This is a genomic window from Kitasatospora sp. NPDC091257 (assembly GCF_044757675.1).
Lineage (GTDB): Bacteria > Actinomycetota > Actinomycetes > Streptomycetales > Streptomycetaceae > Kitasatospora > Kitasatospora lactacystinica.
This window is the reverse complement of the sequence record NZ_JBIVVI010001069.1, coordinates 1-3157: the sequence shown is the minus strand read 5'-3', so window position 1 is coordinate 3157 and position 3157 is coordinate 1. Positions and strand designations below refer to the sequence as shown.

Below are 3157 nucleotides of genomic sequence, written 5' to 3'. Positions count from 1 at the left end.
CTCGCGGGCCCCCGGCCGCCGGGGGGTCAGGCAGCGAGCAGCAGGGCCTTCGCCGTGTCCTTCATCGGGTTCTTCTGGTCGTGCAGCAGGGTGGTCATCGCCAGGTTGGCGCGGTGCTCCTGCTCGGTCAGGGCCTCGGGGGCCTTGACGGTGCGGAAGTAGTCCTCAAACTCCACGATGGCCTGAAGGGCGGCCCAGCGGGTGTTCCTGATGTTGTCCTGGGTGTGGGCCTCGGCGAACAGGTGGTGCAGCCGGTCGCGCCGCTCCTCGTGGGCCGCGACCAGATTCTTGCGGGCACCCTCGGCCGGGGCCGTCCACAGCCGGGCGATCAGCTTGTCGAACTCCTGGTCGGTCATCGCCTGCCGGTACAGAGCGGTGGCCTCGGCCTCCAGGGCTACGGCGTAGCGCTCGGTGAAGCCGAGGGTGCGCCGGGCCTCCTCCAGCCGGGAGAGGGCGTCGACGGTGTGGCGGACCTTCCAAACGCGCTGGGCCTCGTCGACGGCGAGGTCGAGGGTGTTGGTGCACACCGCCCGAACCGGGGTCTCGACGGCGACGGCGGCGGAGCGGCCGTCGTGGCTGTTGGCGAACAGGGTGTACAGGTCGATGCGGTCGGCCGCGCCATCGGGGTCGATGGTGATGCTCGGGGACTTGACGGACATGAACACGACCCGGCCGCCGTCGAGCGCACCGGCGGTCTCGTAGGTAACGTGGCCGCCGCCGACCAGCTCGTCCAGGAAGGCGAACGCAGCGCGGTTCTGGATGGGGGTCCAGGTGTTGCCGACGAGGCCGCCGACCCAGTCGCCGGTGTCGGTGCGGACGGTGGCGAAGCGGTTGGGGATGCGCTTGCCGAGCTTGCCCTTGTTCATCGGCAGGATCGGCAGCTTCTCGACCTGCCAGTCCAACTTGGCGAGGTGCAGGACCTCGTCGCTGGTCTTGGCCTCCTCGGTGACGGTGCCGAGGCCGTGCCAGGCGGGCTGGCGGTGGGAATAGAAGGCGGCCTCGCCGGTGGTGTTGTCGATGGCGCCGAGGTCGGCCCGGCCGGTGATGACATCGCTGTCGCGCATGGGTGTCTCCTGTGAGGTCTGCCCGGATTCGCGGTCCGGGCGGGCAACGAAGCTGACTTCCGTCTGCTTTCTTGACCTCAGTCTATTCTCGGGCAGGCGCCCTTGGGCACACCCTTCGAGACATGAAGTTCGGGCACTTCCCGCACCGACCGAAAGCACCGAACGGGCACCCTAGTCCTTACGCCGCCAGCGCCCGCCAGGGCCGAGCGGGCAGCGGTACGCCTGGACGGAAACGAATCAAAGTCGCGGAAGAAGGCCCCCTAGCAGGGACATCAGGCAGAGGCTCATTCCACGACCGCTGACGTTGGCCGGGCGCCCGACGCGAACGGAGTGGCGTCGCAGCTCACGAGACACCGAAAATTCTGATGCAACCGGCCTCTACCGCAGCCGAGTTAACCCGCCGCCGCAGGGGGCGCCGCACACCGATCCGGCGCACCCCGCTCCGAAGGAGATCCGCATGAAGTCCCTGCCCGCTCCGGCCACGCTCTTCCCCCACGCCCACCTGGCCGGCACCGAGGCCGTGCTCCTGGTCGTCCTGGTCCTGGTGCTCGCCACCCTGGCGCTGACTGGTACGCCGGTGCCGGACGCACTGATGGTGGTGGCGACCGCCGCATCGAGCGGGCTGCTCACCCGCGGGCACCCGAGCGGAAACCAGCTCGACGGGCGGGCGCGCTGATCGTGGGGCGCCACACCAACCCCGTCCCGGCGGGCACCGGCCCGCGCCTGCGGACGCTCGCCCTCGCCCTGCGCCGGTTGAAGGAGGCCAGCGGACTCACCTACGCCGAACTCGCAGAACACACCGAGGCCCTCGGGATGCCCAAGGGCGCCGCGACCCTGAGCCAGGCCGCCGCCGGCCACCGGCTTCCCCGGCTCGGCACCATCGTCGCGTTCGCCCGCGCGGCCGCGGACCCTGCGGACGCGAAGGCACAGCGCGAGGCGGCGGTGCAGGGCATCCGCGACTTGTGGAAGGCGGCGGCCATCGAGCGGGCCGCCCCTCTGGCCTCCGAGCAGGCCCCGACTGCTCAGCGATACCGCCGAGTGCGTGAGGCTGGCGGACCGGCGGTCGTGCGGATCAGGAGCCCCCATCCCAGGCGGACCTTGGCGAATCTGGCGCTGGGGTTGAGGAAGATGCGGGCCCGGGCGGGTCAGCCGTCGCTCAAGGCCATCCAGGACCTATCGGATGCCGCCGGGAACCGGGTGGCGAAGAGCACCATCCAGCTGATCCTGGCCGGGCGCGTTCTTCCGACCCACGATCAGCTGGTAGCCGTCCTCGACGCCTTCGACCATGCTGCGGGGCCCGGCCGAGCTGCATCCCGCAGCCGGCGTAGTCGATGGATCGCGGTGCGCGATTCCACCGAGCGGCGGAGGCGAAGGGCTACCGTCAGTCCTCAACTCGCCTTCGGGTGCCTCGACTCATTCGTCCTGGAGGTCCGCGAACGCCGCGAGCGCGAGGAGGAGATCCTGCGCAAGGTCGGGAAGCTCAGCAAGGACGGCGAGGCCATCAGCGACGACGAGGACGACGAGTACCGCCTTGGCGTGCCCGATCAGTCCCCGACCTCATTGTGGCTGCTGAACGATGAGGAAGTGGCCGCTTGGGCGCATGAAGCCCTGGAGTCCGGCCGATACGAGGACGACCGGGACCTGCGCGCCGAGCTGCGCGCCCTGGCCGACGGCTAACTGCTCGCGCGGCGGTTGCGCAACTCCAGCCCGGCCTGCTTGGCGTAGCGGGTCACCAGGGCCGGGGACAGTCCCGAGGTGTCGGAGATGCGGTAGACCGGCACGGACCGGTCAGGGTAGGCGGCGATGACGCCCTCGAGGCGCATCTCGCGCATAGTGCTGGCGGTGTCGTCGATCACCGCGAGCGGGTCACGGAGCTGCTCGAGGAGGTCCATCGGCCCCAGACCGGCTGCCTTGACGGCCTCCAGCGCGGCTTTGAGGTCCTGGGCGGCGGCGGCGAGTCGCTCGCCGGGGCTCGCCGCGGTTCGGCGCGTGCTGCTGCGCTTCGGCGTCGCGGCCGGCTCCTTGCCGCTCATCGGTGCTCTCCTTTGTGCTGCGGTCCGGCCGGGGCCGGGGGTCGTCTATGTCTACCAGGG

General features: G+C 70.6%; 4 protein-coding genes. 2 read left to right on the top strand and 2 right to left on the bottom strand.

Features of this window, described 5'->3' with window-relative positions:
• Positions 1-26: 26 nt before the first annotated feature.
• Positions 27-1064, bottom strand: a complete 1038-nt coding sequence (locus ACIQOV_RS34430) for a DUF932 domain-containing protein (protein ID WP_401054756.1) — start codon at positions 1062-1064, stop codon at positions 27-29.
• A gap of 457 nt (positions 1065-1521) precedes the next feature.
• Here ACIQOV_RS34430 and ACIQOV_RS34425 point away from each other — a divergent pair, with 457 nt between their 5' ends.
• Entirely contained in the window at positions 1522-1740 is a 219-nt protein-coding gene (locus ACIQOV_RS34425) for a hypothetical protein (protein ID WP_401054754.1), read from the top strand.
• Positions 1741-1742: 2 nt separating this feature from the next.
• Positions 1743-2741, top strand: a complete 999-nt coding sequence (locus ACIQOV_RS34420) for a hypothetical protein (RefSeq protein WP_401054752.1) — start codon at positions 1743-1745, stop codon at positions 2739-2741.
• Here the strand turns inward: ACIQOV_RS34420 and ACIQOV_RS34415 are convergent.
• Positions 2738-3097: a hypothetical protein gene (locus tag ACIQOV_RS34415; protein ID WP_401054750.1), complete on the bottom strand. Its 360-nt coding sequence runs from the start codon at positions 3095-3097 to the stop codon at positions 2738-2740. The two genes, ACIQOV_RS34420 and ACIQOV_RS34415, sit on opposite strands and share 4 nt — an antisense overlap.
• Between the last annotated feature and the right edge of the window lie 60 nt (positions 3098-3157).

Coding starts and splice junctions, on each gene's coding strand:
- ACIQOV_RS34430 (WP_401054756.1), bottom strand. CDS start 1,064: ATGCGCGACAGCGATGTCATCACCGGCCGGGCCGACCTCGGCGCCATC.
- ACIQOV_RS34415 (WP_401054750.1), bottom strand. CDS start 3,097: ATGAGCGGCAAGGAGCCGGCCGCGACGCCGAAGCGCAGCAGCACGCGC.
- ACIQOV_RS34425 (WP_401054754.1), top strand. CDS start 1,522: ATGAAGTCCCTGCCCGCTCCGGCCACGCTCTTCCCCCACGCCCACCTG.